General features: G+C 66.1%; 12 protein-coding genes. 4 read left to right on the forward strand and 8 right to left on the reverse strand.

Translation table 11 applies throughout. From position 1 onward, the window contains the following. The first annotated feature begins 126 nt into the window (after window positions 1-126). Both N2605_RS08405 and N2605_RS08410 read left to right on the forward strand, forming a co-directional pair. Entirely contained in the window at window positions 127-1,863 is a 1,737-nt protein-coding gene (locus tag N2605_RS08405) for a methyl-accepting chemotaxis protein (RefSeq protein ID WP_260346280.1), read from the forward strand. Between the two features lie 257 nt (window positions 1,864-2,120). Then, window positions 2,121-3,809 (forward strand): methyl-accepting chemotaxis protein, encoded by a 1,689-nt coding sequence (locus tag N2605_RS08410; RefSeq protein WP_260346281.1) that lies wholly within the window; start codon window positions 2,121-2,123, stop codon window positions 3,807-3,809. A 70-nt stretch (window positions 3,810-3,879) separates the two neighbouring features. Here N2605_RS08410 and N2605_RS08415 read toward each other — a convergent pair whose 3' ends face one another. The 6 genes from N2605_RS08415 to ygfZ form a co-directional block, all read right to left on the reverse strand. Then, window positions 3,880-6,585 (reverse strand): DUF2339 domain-containing protein, encoded by a 2,706-nt coding sequence (locus N2605_RS08415; RefSeq protein WP_225112590.1) that lies wholly within the window; start codon window positions 6,583-6,585, stop codon window positions 3,880-3,882. Window positions 6,586-6,695: 110 nt separating this feature from the next. Beyond that, window positions 6,696-7,664 carry an NUDIX hydrolase gene (locus tag N2605_RS08420; RefSeq protein WP_225112591.1) on the reverse strand — a complete coding sequence of 323 codons (969 nt, stop codon included), beginning with the start codon at window positions 7,662-7,664 and terminating at the stop codon, window positions 6,696-6,698. A gap of 217 nt (window positions 7,665-7,881) precedes the next feature. Then, a complete protein-coding gene (locus N2605_RS08425) occupies window positions 7,882-8,388 on the reverse strand; it encodes a tyrosine phosphatase family protein (RefSeq protein ID WP_036038271.1) in 507 nt (168 codons plus the stop codon). 145 nt (window positions 8,389-8,533) lie between these two features. Continuing rightward, window positions 8,534-9,148, reverse strand: coding sequence for a YfbR-like 5'-deoxynucleotidase (locus tag N2605_RS08430; RefSeq protein ID WP_036028303.1), 615 nt, complete (start codon window positions 9,146-9,148; stop codon window positions 8,534-8,536). Next, window positions 9,145-9,771: a DNA-3-methyladenine glycosylase I gene (locus N2605_RS08435; protein WP_036003631.1), complete on the reverse strand. Its 627-nt coding sequence runs from the start codon at window positions 9,769-9,771 to the stop codon at window positions 9,145-9,147. The genes N2605_RS08430 and N2605_RS08435 overlap by 4 nt, the downstream gene beginning before the upstream one ends. After that, window positions 9,768-10,643, reverse strand: coding sequence for a CAF17-like 4Fe-4S cluster assembly/insertion protein YgfZ (ygfZ, locus tag N2605_RS08440; RefSeq protein WP_225142366.1), 876 nt, complete (start codon window positions 10,641-10,643; stop codon window positions 9,768-9,770). The genes N2605_RS08435 and ygfZ overlap by 4 nt, the downstream gene beginning before the upstream one ends. Window positions 10,644-10,740: 97 nt before the next feature. Between ygfZ and N2605_RS08445 the strand changes: the two genes are divergently transcribed. Together N2605_RS08445 and N2605_RS08450 are read left to right on the forward strand one after the other, a co-directional pair. Beyond that, the gene (locus tag N2605_RS08445; protein ID WP_225139069.1) at window positions 10,741-12,075 is read left to right on the forward strand and encodes a dihydroorotase; all 1,335 of its coding nucleotides are present in this window, start codon (window positions 10,741-10,743) and stop codon (window positions 12,073-12,075) included. 156 nt (window positions 12,076-12,231) lie between these two features. Beyond that, entirely contained in the window at window positions 12,232-13,101 is an 870-nt protein-coding gene (locus tag N2605_RS08450) for a sulfurtransferase (protein ID WP_260346283.1), read from the forward strand. A 190-nt stretch (window positions 13,102-13,291) separates the two neighbouring features. Here the strand turns inward: N2605_RS08450 and N2605_RS08455 are convergent, their stop codons facing one another. Then, entirely contained in the window at window positions 13,292-13,558 is a 267-nt protein-coding gene (locus tag N2605_RS08455; protein ID WP_036003643.1) for a hypothetical protein, read from the reverse strand. A 265-nt stretch (window positions 13,559-13,823) separates the two neighbouring features. Beyond that, window positions 13,824-14,201, reverse strand: a complete 378-nt coding sequence (locus tag N2605_RS08460) for a TIGR02301 family protein (RefSeq protein WP_036003646.1) — start codon at window positions 14,199-14,201, stop codon at window positions 13,824-13,826. Between the last annotated feature and the right edge of the window lie 33 nt (window positions 14,202-14,234).

Below are 14,234 nucleotides of genomic sequence, written 5' to 3' on the forward strand. Positions count from 1 at the left end.
TCAGTATTTCTGCGAGGGATTTCGTTAACCAAATCGGAATGTGAGAAGCTCATTTTTTGGGCAATGGCGCAGTCAGGGGAAGCCGACAATGACTCGGCTGCGCGTTCCTTCGGGGGAAGCATGCCCATGTTGAGCCTAGTTCAGAATCTGAGGATCGGGACCAAGCTGGCGATTGCGTCGGCGCTCGGTGTGCTCCTGGTTGGGGCCATGATTGCAAGCCAGATGCTCGGCAATGCGGGCATTCGCGAGAGCAGCCAGAGCGCGCTTGCGCAGCAGCAGATCGCGCGCGACGCAGTCAAGGCCGAGGCTGCGGTTCGCGGCATGCAGCTTGCGGTACGAGACCTTCGTCTTGCCAATAGCCCGGCTGACATTCAGAAGGCCGTCCAGAATCTGGGCGACCGGCAAAAATCGACGAATGCGCTGGTCGATGAAATGCTGAAGCTTTCTCACGAGGCGGAGAACCGCGCTCGGATGGAGAAACTGAGATCGCTGGCTGCGAATTACGAAAAGGCCGCGCAGCAGATCGCCGGCGTGCGCGGCGAAGCCCTGGCCGCCAGCGGTGCAGACGGAGCGGCCCGCGCTGCGAAGCTCAATGAAGACGTCGTTCGCATCGCACGCGAGGTGACCCTGCCGATTGCCGGCGAGCTCGACGTGCTGATCGGCCAGATCGCCGACTACGCAAGGCACAAATCCGAGGAGAAGAATTCCGCGGCCGCGGCCCAAATGAGATCGAGCGAGCAGCTTGCGATCCTGGTCGGCGCACTCGCCATGCTCGTCCTCGTCGGCTCCTGGCTGATGTCGTTCCTGACCATCGCGCGGCCGATCCGTGCGCTCACGGTCGCCATGGACAAGCTCGCCGGCGGCGATTTCTCCGTGGTTCTGCCCGGTCTCGGCCGCAAGGACGAGGTCGGCGGCGTCGCGGCGGCCGTTGAAAAGTTCAAGGTCGTGTCGGAGCAGAAGGCGCGCGAGGACGCCGAAGCCAAGATCAGGCAGGACCAGATTGCGTCCGCGCAGCGCAAGGCCGAGATGCACAAGCTGGCTGACAGCTTCGAAGCCGCGATCGGTGAGATCGTCGATACCGTGTCCTCGGCCGCGACCGAGCTGGAAGCTTCCGCCTCGACGCTGACCGCGACCGCGGCGCGCGGCCAGGAGCTCACGACCATGGTTGCTGCCGCTTCCGAGGAAGCGTCCACCAACGTGCAGTCGGTCGCGTCGGCGACCGAAGAGCTGTCGTCGTCGATCACCGAGATCAGCCGGCAGGTGCAGGAATCCGCCCGCGTCGCCGGCGATGCGGTGAACCAGGCTCGCACCACGACCGATCGCGTCGGGGAGCTCTCCGCTGCTGCGGCGCGGATCGGCGACGTGGTCGAACTGATCAACACCATCGCCGGCCAGACCAATCTCCTGGCGCTCAATGCAACCATCGAGGCCGCGCGCGCCGGCGAGGCAGGCCGCGGCTTTGCCGTCGTCGCTTCGGAGGTCAAGGCGCTTGCCGAGCAGACGGCGAAGGCGACCGGCGAGATCGGCCAGCAGATCGCCGGCATCCAGACCGCCACCGAGCATTCGGTCGGCGCGATCAAGGACATCAGCCACACCATCGAGAAGCTGTCGGAGATCTCCTCGACCATCGCAGCCGCGGTGGAAGAGCAGGGGGCCGCAACGCAGGAGATCTCCCGCAACGTGCAGCAGGCGGCGACGGGCACCCATCAGGTGTCATCCAACATCACCGACGTGCAGCGCGGCGCGAGTGAGACCGGTTCGGCATCCTCGCAGGTGTTGGGCGCCGCGCAATCGCTGTCCGGCGACAGCAACCGGCTGAAGCTCGAAGTCGGAAAGTTCCTCGATACCGTCCGCGCGGCCTGACACGTGCCTTTGCGTCCGCATCGTAACGGGAGATGCCGGTGCGGCTGCAACAGAGAGTTGCAGCGAACCACGATCGCTGCGCACGAGCCGTATTTTTACGTAGCCTCCTGTTAACGCCTGTTTGCGATTATGCGCGCAATCCTTCGGGAAAAGAACCAGCCAGCATTTGTTGAACTGACCTTCGCCCGGGTCGTCCGTCGTGACGTCTGCGGCGCAGATGATGTGCGCGTTGCCGGGTAATCATCGGGATTGTCGTGATGTCGAAATTGTCGATCGTCTTCAAGCTGCTGACCGTGCTGTCGGTCCTCGTGCTCTCGCTCGCCGGCGTCGGCGTGATGGCGATCGGCACGATGCAGAACATCAACGCCCATACGGTCGAGATCGCGCAGGGCTGGTTGCCGAGCGTGCGTGCGCTCGGCTCGATGCGTGCTGACATCAACGAGCTCCGCGTCGCGCTGCGTCTGCACCTGATGCAGGATACTGCCGAAGGCAAGGAGGCTGCCGAGAAGCGCCTGGCAGGTTTGCGCGAACGGATCGAGAAGACCCGCAAGATCTACGAGCCGCTGATCACGCGCGCAGAGGAGCGCTCGCTCTACGAGCAATGGACCAAGGCCTGGGCCGAGTACCTGAACGGCGTGCAGGATGTAATGGCGCTGTCGCGCAAGAGTGTCGGCCGGTTCCCGACCGATGCCAACGAGATGTTGCAGACCAAGGTCGCGAAGATGGCTCAGGCCGCCGATCCGCTGCTCCAGAAGGGCATCGAAATGAACAATCAGGGCGCCGAGCTGGAGACGAAGCAGGCCGCCGACAGCTACGCTACGATCTTCCGTGTGCTGGTCGGGATCATCGTGGCCTCCGTTGTGATCGCGATCGGCGCCGCCTACTATCTCGTGCGCGACGTCTCGCGTGGCATCGCTTCGATCATCCGCCCGATGCAGTCGCTCGGCGAGGGCGACCTTGCGGTGGAGGTGCCGCATCGCGGCGAGAAGACCGAGATCGGCTCGATGGCGGATGCGCTCCAGATCTTCAAGCAGGCGCTGATCGCCAAGAAGGCGGCCGACGCTGCGGCGGCGCGCGACGCCGAGGCCAAGATCGAACGCGGCCGACGTGTCGATGCCATCACCCGCAATTTCGAGGTCATGATTGGGGAGGTCGTCGAGACCGTGTCGTCGGCCTCGACCGAGCTCGAGGCCTCCGCGGCGACGCTGAGCGGCACCGCGCAGCGCGGCCAGGAGCTCGCAACCGTCGTTGCGGCGGCGTCGGAAGAAGCTTCCACCAACGTCCAGGCGGTGGCCTCGGCCTCCGAGGAGCTGTCGTCCTCTATCACCGAGATCAGCCGCCGCGTGCAGGATTCGGCGCGGATGGCAGCGGAAGCGGTCGAGCAGGCGGCGCGGACCAACGAGCGCGTCAACGCGCTGTCGCAGGCGGCCGCCCGCATCGGCGACGTCGTCGAGCTCATCAACACCATCGCGGGCCAGACCAATCTGCTCGCGCTGAACGCGACCATCGAGGCGGCGCGCGCGGGCGAAGCCGGCCGCGGCTTTGCCGTCGTCGCCTCCGAGGTCAAGGCACTGGCCGAGCAGACCGCGAAAGCGACCGGCGAAATCGGGGCGCAGGTCTCGGGCATCCAGGCGGCGACGCAAGAATCCGTCAACGCCATCCAGGAGATCGGCGGCACCATCGAGCGGCTGTCCGAGGTGTCGGCCGCGATCGCCGCCGCCGTCGAGGAGCAGGGCGCGGCCACGCAGGAGATTTCGCGCAACGTTCAGCAGGCCTCGCTCGGCACGCAGGAAGTGTCGTCCAACATCACCAACGTGCAGCGCGGTGCGATCGAGACCGGCTCGGCCTCGAGTGAAGTGCTGTCGGCGGCGAAGTCGCTGGCGACCGACAGCACCCGCCTGAAGGTCGAGGTCGCGCAGTTCCTGGAATCGGTCCGCGCGGCGTAGAGGCACCCGCTCGATCGTTGTTGACCTCTCCCCGCTGGGGAGAGGTGGAGTGCCCGCCCGACGATCCAGTCTAGCTGCCCGTCTGCGGCGCAGCCGGCGGCGGTGCGATCTGCCGCCGGAACAGGATACGCTGGTAGAGCCAGCCGATCGCGACCAGCACGACGCCGAGGCACATGAACGAGAGCGCCCGATAGACGCCGGTCAGCGTCCACACGTCGACGGCGAAGGCCTTGAAGATCGTCAGCGCGATGACGGCAGCGGACGCCAGCCGCGCACGCTCCGAATTGACCAGGATGCCGACGCCGAGCAGCGCCACGCCAAAAGCGAGCCAGCCGATCGAATAGGTATATTGCTCGGCGCTCGTGGTGCCACCGTAGAGCAGGACCGGGCCGTGATAGAAGCGGCGGATCTCCAGCGTCACATAGGTGAGCGCGAACACCAGGGCGCCACCCGCAATCGTGTTTGCATATGCGACACTGCGGTGTCCCGCCACTGCGTAGGAGAGCAGCAGCATCAGCACGGCCGGCAACGCATAGCCGAGCAGCAGCAGATTGAACACGAGGCTGCCGACATTGACGCTGGAGAGCAGCATCGGGTTCTCCAGGATCAGGAGGCCAAACACGCTGATGAGGCCGGCGATCGCCGTCAGCACGACCGCGCCGACATTGTGCACGATGCTGTGGCTGCGCAGCCGCAGGCGCTCCAGGCCGATTGCCATGGCTAGCATGACACAGACTTGCAGCGCGAACTCGAGCAGCGAGGGCGGTGAGGTCATGCGGCCGCCGGTCGCAAAGTGCCGGATCTCCATGAAGGCGAGCAGCGCGGTGAACAGGATCGCCGCCGTCTCGACCACGCGCAGCGGCGGATCGTCGGCGCGGCGGCGCAGGAAGATGCTCGCGCCCCAGAACGAGGCGGCCGGCAGGCCATAGCCCCACAACAGCCAGTTGAAGATCGGCGTGGTGCCGACGGCATCGCCGACGATGCTCGGATCATAGACGATGCGCGCGGTGACGATCGCAGCGAAGACGGCAGCCAGCCGGCGCAGCACCGGAATCGGCCGCTGCAACGAGATCCAGGCGGTGCCGAGTGACATCAGCGCGAGCGCAATGGTGAGCCAGCCCTTCTCCAGGGCGAAGGTCAGCGCCAGCGCCAGCGCGCCGAGCGTACCGGTCGCGAACAGCGCGACCGAGGTTGCAACGCCGGGCCGTTCTTCGCGGCGCATCAGCGCTTCGGTCGCGGCGCCAAAGGCCGCAGCGAGCAGCACGGCGAGGATCGCAAACGGGATCGAGCGGTCGAGATGGGCAATGCGCGCATAGAGCGCAACCAGGATGGCGATCGGCGTCGCGACGCCCGCCGCCGACCACACCACGGGAATGATCACCGAGTTCGAGCGGCCTTGCGCGAAAAAGCCCGTGACGCCGAAACCGGCGGCGAAGATCGCGGCCGTCACCAGATGCAGCGTCACCGCGCTATCAATCGCGACCGGGCCGACGCCGGGCATCGGGCCGCCCGGCAGCACCAGCATATCGGGGTTGGCGCGCACCGCCCATTCGGCGAACACGATGAACACGGCCGCCGCGGCCGCGCCTAGCGCGCCGGTCGCCGCCGGTGCGCGCCAGGCAACGAACAGCGTGCCGCCGACGAGGAGCGTGAAGGCGATCAGCGCGAGATCCGCATGCGCGCTCGACAGCACGACCAGCATCGCGCCGAACAAATAGGCGCCAAGCGCGCCCGATGAGACCGGCTCGATCTCGCCGTCCTCCATGCTGGGCCCGAACATGAAGCCGCAGACGACGAGCAGTGCGGCGAGCACGAAGCCGGCGATGGCATGGAAGGCGTGCGGCGCGACCTGCACCTGTTCGGTATCGAGACCCGGGAAGATCCAGAGCACCGCGAAGGCAATGGTCGTGACCGCAAGCCAGCGCCATAGCCTGATGCGGGCGAGCCCGAAACTCGCGGCCGTCACGACCGCAAGATAGATGTAGAGCGCCCAATAATCCGGCTTGCCGGAGGAGACGAGGATCGGCGTCACGAAGGCGCCGACGACGCCGAGCCCGGCGAGCGCAGGGCCGTGCAGGAGCGCTGCGGCCAGCGTGCCCATCGCAACGATGCCGAGCAGCACGAAGGCCGTCGCAGGCACGAGGAAGTCGTAGAGTGCGTACGCCGCGTAGATGGTCGCGAACGCCACCGCCGTGCCGGCCGCGGTGAGGATCGCGGGAATGTTGGCGATAGGCAGCGCCGCGATGCTTGAGATGCTCTCCTTGCGCCGCGTCCATTCGCCGGCGCCAAGCAGCGCAGCGGCGAACAGGCCGCCGAGGAACACGCGCACGCCGGGGCCGAGCAGACCGGCCTCGATCGAATAGCGCACCATGAAGAAGCCGCCGAGCGCGAGCGCAAGCCCGCCGATCCACACCACCCAGCGGGTGCCGAGCCGCTCCTCGAAGCCGGGTGCTGCCTCCGGCACCGGAGGGGGCGCAGCGGCGCCCGTGCTCGGCTCGAGCGGGGGCGGCGAAATCTCTTCGGTGACGAGCGGAGGCGGCGTCGTTTCGGCTTCCGGGGCCAGCGGCGGCGGCTCTGCGGCTGCAGTCGTCGCGGGGGCTTCGGCCTGCGCCGGCATCAGCGGGGGCGGCTGCACCGTCCGCTGCGCGTAAAGCATATCTTCGAGCGAACTGATCCGGCGGCGCAACTCGGTCGCCTGGCTGGACGCCTTGATCGCGATCAGGAAGGCGATGATCGCAATGATCAGCGCAAAGACGTCAAACGGGCCGTCGAACATGAAGCCTCCAGGCAATCGGCGGGCAGGGGCCGATACCACTGATATCAGGATCTTAATTTCTTGAGCATGATCTTACTGGAAAACCGCAACGCACTTTTCCGGATCATGCTCTAGCGCCGGGAGCGAACGCGCAAGCCCGGCGCGGGCCGCTCCTGGAGCACCTCGCGGCGGAAGCGGTAGAGCGCTGCCGGCCGTCCGCCCGTCTGTGTCGACATCACCCCGGTCGGTTCGACCAGGGCTTCCATCTCGACCAGGCGGCGGAAATTCTGCTTGTGCAGGTGCCGGCCGGAGATCGCTTCCACCGTGTGCTGCAGTTCAGTGAGTGTGAATTCGGTCGGCAAAAGTTCAAAGACTACAGGACGATACTTCAGCTTTGCGCGCAGCCGCGCGATTGCCGTGGCGAGAATCCGGCGGTGGTCGAACCGCATCGAGGTCCCGAGCGGGGGAAGCGTCTTGCGCGCCAATGCCGCAGGACGGCCATCGCGGCGGGCCTCCTCGATCAGCCCGGCCTCGTAGAGCAGCTCGTAGCGGTCGAGCACGCGCTCCTCGTCCCAGGGTGCGCCGTCGAGACCGAAATAGAACCGCACGCGATCCTTCCGCGGCAGTGCGCGAATCGTCTCCGCCGTCTCCTCCTCGGCCCATTCGGTCAGTGCAGGGATGATGTCGCGGGCGATGATCGCCGGCGGCTGGTCGCGCCAGTCTTCCCAGGGGAAGAAGCGATACCAGGGCGCGAAGCTCGCCGCGTTTGTCGCGAGCTCGCCGCCCGCCGGGCGCGTCAGCGCGAGATAGCCGATCGAAACGATGTGGGCGCCGGTGTCGCCGGCCTCGGCATGACGGCCGCGATCGCCGAACGTGTAAAGCTGCTCGACATAGCCGAGCCGCAGCCCCGCCTGTTGCTCGACCCAAGCGCGCAGGCCGATCTCGAACGTGCGATGGCTCACCGCGTCGAACGGGCCGAACGGCAGGCCGGCAAGCCCGTCGCTGCTATGCGCAGTGAGGATCAACGGCTCGTGGTTCTCGATCGCGACGATAGCGGCGGTGAGGCCGATTTCGATTGGCGTCAGCTGCGTGTCGCTCATGTGATGACGATCGCAGGTGTTGCGGAAAGAATATCTTCGTTGGTTGAACAGATCTCGCCGCGGGCTCGCTGTAACCTCGCCCGCTTGCGGGAGAGGTCGGCGCGTAGCGCCGGGTGAGGGCTTTCTCCTCTAGGGGGTTGTCCCAATGCGGAGAAACCCTCTCCCGCAAGCGGGAGAGGGGGTGCAGTCCCGTCGCAGCTGCTATTCGACTCCCGCCTCATTCGAGCTCGATCGCGAAGGGGCGGCCTTCCACCATCATCGCGCCGGGGCCCATCTCGTCGAGCGCGCGCAGCATGCGGCCGTTGCGTCCGAGCGCATGATCGGCGAGGCTGACGATGCGACGGTTCGGCGAGGCGATCGGCGAGGCCGCGCGAATCTTCCTGGCGATCTCGATCTCGTCGCGATTCGGATTAAGCGCGCAAACGGCCGCGAACGCGCTGGCGGTGGAGCGGCTGATCCCGGCATAGCAATGCACCACCAGCGGGGCGCTGCGGTCCCAGCCGCGCACGAAGTTGAGCACCTGCTCGATATGCGTCTCCGACGGCGCGACGAAGCCGTCCATTTCCTCGGTGATGTCGTCCATCGACACCTTGAGATGGTTGGCCGGGAGCACCGACACGGGACGCGCGACCTGCTCGACATTGGCCATCACGGTCAGCACGTGGCTGGCCTTGGTGAGGCGGACGGTTTCGGGAAGCGCGGCGAGGGAACAGACGTGGATCATGGCGAACCTTTTTGCGCCCGATTATAGCGAGCGCTCGTAGGGTGGGCAAAGGCGCATCGCGCCGTGCCCACCATTTCGCAATTGCGCGCATGTCGCTTGGTTCGGTGGGCACGCTTCGCTTTGCCCACCCTACGAAGGAATAATGCTACGCAAACACGGCGCCAAACCGCTCCAGAAACTGCTTCTCGGCCCGCGCCGCGGTCCAAGGCGTCAGATAGTCGCGTCGGACGCTGTCGGAGAGACCCGGATCCTTGCCGAACAGGCGCCGCGCTTCGCTCGCGCTGAAGCCGGCGAGCTCGGTTGCCTCGAGATAGGCCGCGCCGCGATCGGCGGCCTTGATGGCCTGCGTGATGTCATCAGGCAATACCGGCGGCAAACCGAAGCGGATATGGATGGCGCCGAGCAGCCGCTTCTCGACGGCCTTGTAGTGACCGTCGAGCACCGCCTTGAACGGCGAGATCATGTCGCCGATCACATATTCCGGCGCATCATGCAGCAGGGCCGCGAGCCGGACGCGCTGGTCGACGCGGGGTATCTCATGGCGCAGCACGGTCTCTACCAGCAGCGTATGCTGTGCGACCGAAAAGATGTGCGCGCCGAGGGTCTGCCCGTTCCAGCGCGCCACCCGCGCCAGCCCGTGCGCGATGTCGCCGATTTCGATGTCGAGCGGGGAAGGATCGAGCAGGTCGAGCCGCCGGCCCGACAGCATGCGCTGCCAGGCGCGGACCTCTTCGTTGCGCGCTGCCTTCTTCGCCGTCATTTGGCCTTGAGGCGCAGCTTGCGCTGGGTCTTGCTGCAAGTCGCATGACAGTGGCAGTCGACCAGGTGGTCGTTGACCATGCCGGTCGCCTGCATGAAGGCGTAGACGATCGTCGGGCCGACGAATTTGAAGCCGCGCGAGGACAGCTCCTTGGAGATCTGTACCGACAGCGGCGTCGAGGCCGGCACGCTTGCCGTGGTCTTGAACTGGTTGACCTTGGGCCGTCCGTCCATGAAGTCCCACAGCAGCTTCGAGAAGCCCGGGCCCTTCTCCATGATGTCGAGATAGGACTTTGCGCTCAGGATCGCGCCTTCGATCTTGGCCTTGTTGCGCACGATACCCGCATCGTTCATCAGCGCGTGAACCTTCTTGGGCGTGTAACGCGCGATCTTCTCCGGCTGGAAATCGTCGAAGGCTTTGCGGAAATTGTCGCGCTTGCGCAGGATCGTGATCCAGGACAGGCCGGCCTGGAAGCCGTCCAGCATCAGCTTCTCGTACAGCGCGCGGTCGTCGTATTCCGGCACGCCCCATTCGGTGTCGTGATAGGCGACATAAAGCGGATCTTCGCCCGGCCAGGGGCAGCGGGTCAGACCATCGGGATGCAAGCGGGCAGCGCGGCTCATGCGGTCGGCTGCTTGGCTGGAATGCGAACGACGTCTGGTTCAGCGAGTGTCAAAGCCAGCCCCCCAGCGGTGAGCGGCTGGCCCGCATCGAGCGCGTCTGCGACACGGTCGATGCGCACCAGCGCGATTCCCTTGCCGCCAGCCGTCGAGCCGATGGTGCCGACCGGCTTGTCGCCGGCAAGAATGGTCGTGCCCGGCTCGGGCGAGGCGTCCTCGAGCAGCACCTTCACGCTGCGCGTGCGCGCGGTGCCGCGATGCTGCATGCGCGAGACGACCTCCTGGCCGACATAGCAGCCCTTGTCGAAATCGACGCCGGCGAGGCGATCCATGTTGGTCTCATGCGGGAACGCATCGCTGTACATGAAATCGAGCCCGCCGCGCGGCACGCCGAGCGCAATGCGGTGCGCCTCGTACTCGGCTGCATCGACCAGCTCGGCGCCGATGAGATCGGACAGTTTCTGCTTGAGATCTTCCTGGACCAGGATGCGGTAGCCGAGCCCCTCAGCCCGCGGATCGGCAAAGGCAAGGTCGGGCTGCGCCGTCGGCTCGCCGTCCCAGGCCGCGAGCACGCCGAGGTCGAGCTTGTCCACGGTGACCTTGGCGCGCAGCTTGTAGAATTTCAGCTTGGTGGCGAGGGTGTCCGCCAGCGCCTTGGGGCAGTCGATCAGGAACCCGCCGCCGTGGCCCGCGGACGCTTCCGTGATCAGGAAATCCACGATGATCTTGCCCTGCGGCGTCAGCAATGCGCCGAATCGCCCCAGACCAGGTTTCAGCCTGTCCAGGTCGGTGGTGACGAGGCCATTGAGGAAGTTGCGCGCATCCTCACCCGCGACTTTGATCACGCCCCGGTCGGGAAGAAACGCCGATTTCATGCGAAAATCTCTTGCGACATGTTGCTCCGGAACGTAAGCCCGCAACGCATAAACGACAAGACCTCGAGCCCTGCGCCCTGAGGATGAGAGAGGCCCAATGACCCAGCGTTTCGATGTGATCCTGAAGGGTGGCACCGTCTTCAACCAGGACGGCGAGGGCGTGCGGGATATCGGCATCACGGGCGGCCGCATCGCCGAGCTCGGTCCGCTGTCGCAAGGCTCGGCCGCCGAGGTGATCGACTGCAAGGGCCTGCACATCCTGCCCGGCGTGATGGACACGCAGGTGCATTTCCGCGAGCCCGGGCTGACGCACAAGGAAGACCTCGAGACCGGCTCGCGCAGCGCCGTGATGGGCGGCGTCACCGCCGTGTTCGAGATGCCGAACACCTCGCCGCTGACCGTGACGGAGGCCGAATTCACCGACAAGGTGAAGCGCGCCCATCACCGCATGCATTGCGATTTCGCCTTCTTCATCGGCGGCACCCGCGAGAACGTGCAGGACCTGCCTGTGCTGGAGCGCGCACCCGGCTGCGCCGGCGTCAAGGTGTTTATCGGCTCGTCCACCGGCGCGCTTTTGGTGGAGGACGACGAGAGCCTGCGCCGCATTTTCCAGGTGATCCGCCGCCGCGCCGCCTTCCACGCCGAGGACGAATACCGCCTCAACGAGCGCAAATCGCTGCGCATCGAGGGCGATGCGCGCTCGCATCCGGTCTGGCGCGACGAGACCGCGGCGCTGATGGCGACGCAGCGCCTCGTCAAGCTCGCGCACGAGACCGGCAAGCGTATTCACGTGCTGCACATCTCGACCAAGGAGGAGATCGAGTTCCTGCGCGACCACAAGGATGTCGCCTCCTGCGAGGCGACGCCGCACCATCTCACCCTGGTCGCGCCGGAATGCTACGAGCGGCTCGGCACGCTGGCGCAGATGAACCCGCCGGTGCGCGGCGCCGATCATCGTGCCGGCATTTGGCGCGGCATCGAACAGGGCATCATCGACGTGCTCGGCTCCGACCACGCCCCGCATACGCTGGAGGAGAAGCAGAAGACCTATCCCGCTTCGCCTTCCGGCATGACCGGCGTGCAGACGCTGGTGCCTGTTATGCTCGATCACGTTAATGCGGGTCGGCTTTCGCTGGCGCGCTTCGTCGACCTCACCAGCGCCGGCCCTGCGCGCCTCTACAACATGGCCTGCAAGGGCCGCATCGCCGCCGGCTACGATGCCGACTTCACCATCGTCGATCTCAAGCGCAGCGAGACCATCACCAACAAATGGGTGGCGTCCAAGGCCGGCTGGACGCCCTATGACGGCGTTCGCGTCACCGGCTGGCCGGTCGGCACCTTTATCCGCGGCCGTCGCGTGATGTGGCAGGGCGAGCTGGTGACGGCCGCGCAGGGCGAGCCGGTGCGGTTCCTGGAGACGCTGAAGCAGTAGGGTGATGTGGGGGACGCACGGGGCTTCCCCATTCGTCATTGCGAGCGCAGCGAAGCAATTCAGTCTGTCGCCGCGGAAAGACTCTGGATTGCTTCGCTGCTCTCGCAATGACGGGAGGGGCGGTCTACACTTTCTCTCGAACGGGAGTGCAGCCTGATGTCCCAACCCGCCGCCCTCATCGCCACCGAGCAGCTCGCCGCCATGCTCGGCGATCCCAACCTTCGCCTCTACGACTGCACGACCTATCTTGAGCCCGCGCCGGAAGGCAGCGCCGTGCCTTATCGCGCCGTGCCCGGCGACAAGACGTTCGCCGCCGGCCACATCCCCGGCGCCGATTTCCTCGACCTGCAAGGCGAGTTCTCCGACGCCTCGTCGCAACACTTCTTCATGATGCCCGATGTCGCCCAGCTGGAGGCCGCCTTCGGCCGCCACGGCCTCGATGCTGGCAAGACCATCGTGCTCTACAGCATAGGGACGATAATGTGGGCGACGCGGTTCTGGTGGATGTTGCGCGCGCTCGGCGTCGATGCCCACGTGCTCGACGGCGGCTTCGACAAATGGCAGCAGGAGGGACGGCCGACCGAGACGGGCGCACCGAAAGGCTATCCGGTGACGGCCTTCAAGGCGGCGCCGCGCCCAGGCTGCTTCGTCGACAAGGAAGCCGTGCTGGCGCGGATCGGCGATCCCGCGACCATCATCGTCAACGCGCTCGGGCCGCAGTTTCACCGCGGCCTCGAGCCGAGCCGCTATGGCCGGCCGGGCCGCGTTCCCGGCAGCGTCAACGTTCCCGCAGCCACACTCGTGAATGCCGACAAGACGCTGGCGGATCTTGCGGATGCGCAAGCGAAGTTCGCCGCCCAGGGCGTCACGCGCGACAAGAATGTGATTCTTTATTGCGGCGGCGGCATCTCGGCGACGATCGACCTCCTGCTGCTGACGCAGCTCGGCTACGACAAGCTGACGCTCTACGACGCTTCGATGGGCGAATGGGCGAGGGATCCGGCGCTGCCGATCGAGACGGACTGAGGCGCGCGTTCCCGGCTCTGTCGGGAACATCTCCCGGTCATCGCGAGATTAATGCTTGTCCGCCGGCAACGGCTTCCGTGCGATAAGAGCGGCAGACTTCGCGACGCCTTTCGCAGAGTCATTCATCCGTCAACTGGCCCCGCCCGCGTGGCGGGGTCATTTTCAGGACGGCTTACTGCTTCAGGACGGCTTACTGCCTGCAGATGCCGACCGAGAATTCGCCGTTGCGAATGCGGCCGGGAAAGCCCTCGACGAACTTTGCCACTGCGTCCTCGCCATAGGTGCCGACGAGCTCGGCGAGGGCCGCGAACAGGCTCGCCTGCGCCAGGCAGTCGCCGTCGACGCCGTCATGACGCGCCTCGGCCCAGGCCTCGTTGAGATAGCTCAGTGCGGCCTGTTTCTGCTCGTGATCGGGCAGCGGCGCGCGGGCGGGGGCGTAGGAAATCGGCTGGCTCATGAAACTCGGTCAGGCTGAGGCGCGATCCACGGCGATGCGCTGTGCGAGAGGTGTAGCACGGGCGTTAACGACCGCTAGGCCACATCTTTAAGAACGGTTAACGGCTGTGAACAAAGTCGATGACAGGGTTCCCGGCCCGCACATGCGTCGACCGCGCCGTCATTCCGGGGCGCGCCTCGCGCGAGCCCGGAATCCATCGGGCATCAGAGACGGTGGATGAATGGATTCCGGGCTCTCGCGCGCGAGCCCCGGAATGACGGGGTAGCTAGTTCGCGTAGCGCGCCGTGAGATCGCGCGAGATCTTCGAGCCTTCCTCGATGTAGCGGCGGATCGCCACCATCGCGGCCGGCGTGCAGCTGCGATAGGTCTGCTGAAAACCGTTATAGCCGCGGTTGAAGCCGGCGATCATGCGGGTGCGGCGCTCGCCGGAGGGGGTCTCGGCATCGATCAGCGCCTGCATCTCATTGCGCCATTTGTTACCCTCGTTGGCCCCGCAGATGCCGCGCAGATAGTGCAGGCCGCCGAGGATCTCGGCCAGCCGCTGCAGTTCGCCGTCAAACGGCGCCGCCACGTCCTGGGCCCTCGCAGGCACGGAGGCGCAGGCGAGAATCAGGACAAAAATGGCCAGAAATCGCGACGACATCGGCGGCTGTATGCCCCCTCGGGACGGCTGGCG

Origin of the sequence: Bradyrhizobium yuanmingense (assembly GCF_025200905.1) — a bacterium.
GTDB classification, from domain to species: domain Bacteria; phylum Pseudomonadota; class Alphaproteobacteria; order Rhizobiales; family Xanthobacteraceae; genus Bradyrhizobium; species Bradyrhizobium yuanmingense.

Coding starts and splice junctions, on each gene's coding strand:
- N2605_RS08405 (WP_260346280.1), top strand. CDS start 127: ATGTTGAGCCTAGTTCAGAATCTGAGGATCGGGACCAAGCTGGCGATT.
- N2605_RS08410 (WP_260346281.1), top strand. CDS start 2,121: ATGTCGAAATTGTCGATCGTCTTCAAGCTGCTGACCGTGCTGTCGGTC.
- N2605_RS08415 (WP_225112590.1), bottom strand. CDS start 6,585: ATGTTCGACGGCCCGTTTGACGTCTTTGCGCTGATCATTGCGATCATC.
- N2605_RS08420 (WP_225112591.1), bottom strand. CDS start 7,664: ATGAGCGACACGCAGCTGACGCCAATCGAAATCGGCCTCACCGCCGCT.
- N2605_RS08425 (WP_036038271.1), bottom strand. CDS start 8,388: ATGATCCACGTCTGTTCCCTCGCCGCGCTTCCCGAAACCGTCCGCCTC.
- N2605_RS08430 (WP_036028303.1), bottom strand. CDS start 9,148: ATGACGGCGAAGAAGGCAGCGCGCAACGAAGAGGTCCGCGCCTGGCAG.
- N2605_RS08435 (WP_036003631.1), bottom strand. CDS start 9,771: ATGAGCCGCGCTGCCCGCTTGCATCCCGATGGTCTGACCCGCTGCCCC.
- ygfZ (WP_225142366.1), bottom strand. CDS start 10,643: ATGAAATCGGCGTTTCTTCCCGACCGGGGCGTGATCAAAGTCGCGGGT.
- N2605_RS08445 (WP_225139069.1), top strand. CDS start 10,741: ATGACCCAGCGTTTCGATGTGATCCTGAAGGGTGGCACCGTCTTCAAC.
- N2605_RS08450 (WP_260346283.1), top strand. CDS start 12,232: ATGTCCCAACCCGCCGCCCTCATCGCCACCGAGCAGCTCGCCGCCATG.
- N2605_RS08455 (WP_036003643.1), bottom strand. CDS start 13,558: ATGAGCCAGCCGATTTCCTACGCCCCCGCCCGCGCGCCGCTGCCCGAT.
- N2605_RS08460 (WP_036003646.1), bottom strand. CDS start 14,201: ATGTCGTCGCGATTTCTGGCCATTTTTGTCCTGATTCTCGCCTGCGCC.